This is a genomic window from Stutzerimonas stutzeri, assembly GCF_024448935.1.
In the GTDB taxonomy this organism is placed as follows: Bacteria; Pseudomonadota; Gammaproteobacteria; order Pseudomonadales; family Pseudomonadaceae; genus Stutzerimonas; species Stutzerimonas stutzeri_AO.
In genome coordinates this window covers 1-931 of record NZ_JAMOIE010000247.1, presented here as the reverse complement: position 1 = coordinate 931, position 931 = coordinate 1, and the positions used below count along the sequence as shown (strand labels likewise).

Annotated in this window: 1 protein-coding gene; it reads right to left on the bottom strand. The window is 63.4% G+C overall.

What is annotated here, in order from left to right:
- Positions 1–931 (bottom strand): transposase (locus tag NA637_RS25150; RefSeq protein ID WP_256075365.1); only part of this gene is annotated, 931 nt, incomplete at both ends.

Sequence of the window (931 nt, the reverse complement as noted above, 5' to 3'; positions counted from 1 at the left end):
ACGCAGCGAGAATTGCCGAAAGCCCAGCACCGACTTGATGATGCCGAACACCGGCTCCACCGTTTGCTTGCGCAACGCATACCGCGCACGACCCACCTTGGTTTTCAGCTTGTGCGCCATATGCTGCGCTGGGGTGGCGTCGGCGGCCAAGGCCGGTGGCTCGGTGAAGCGCGCGCAGGGCGAGGGGTGATGCTCCTCTCGCTTGACCGCCATCAGCGGCTCGATGCTGCTCGCGGTGCAGGCGTTGGCATTGGCGGCGCTGTAGTAGCCGCTATCAGTCAGCAGTTCGCTGGGCTTGTCCAGCGTGGCGGGTAATTCGGCCAGTTGTGCCAGCATCGGCACGACTTGTTCCTTGTCGTTGCAGGCCTGGGTGACGGCCGGCGCCACCACCCGCATGCTGGTCGTATCCACCGCTGCCTGGGCGTTGTGGGCGTTGTAGGCCTGTTCGAAGCCGCCGCCGAATACCGGCATGATGCGCGAGTCTTCATCGGTCAGGTTGATCTGATCTTTGACCGTCGGCCCCGCAATGGGTGGCTTGGGGGCTTTGCCGCGTGGTTTCTTGCCACTGGCTTCGGCCTTTTCCTCCCGCTGCGCCAGCTTGGCCTGATACTCAGCTTGCTCCTTGGCGAAGCGCGCCTTGGCACGGGCTTGGATCTTGCTCTTCGCCTCGGCCATGGCCGCCAGGCGGGTTTCACGGCGAGCGATTTCCTCTGGCAGATTTATGCCGTCGGGGACGGCCGATTGATCCGCCTGCTCGGCCAGGGCGAAGAGCGTCTGCACTTCGCGCTTGAGCTGATTTTCGAGTTGTTCGATATGCCCATGGGACAGCGCGCTATGGCGCGATGCGTTGGCGTGGATCTTGGTGCCATCCAGACTGATCGTGCCCAGCGTGAGCAGGCGCATTTCCTGCGCCATTTGCAGTACCTGCACG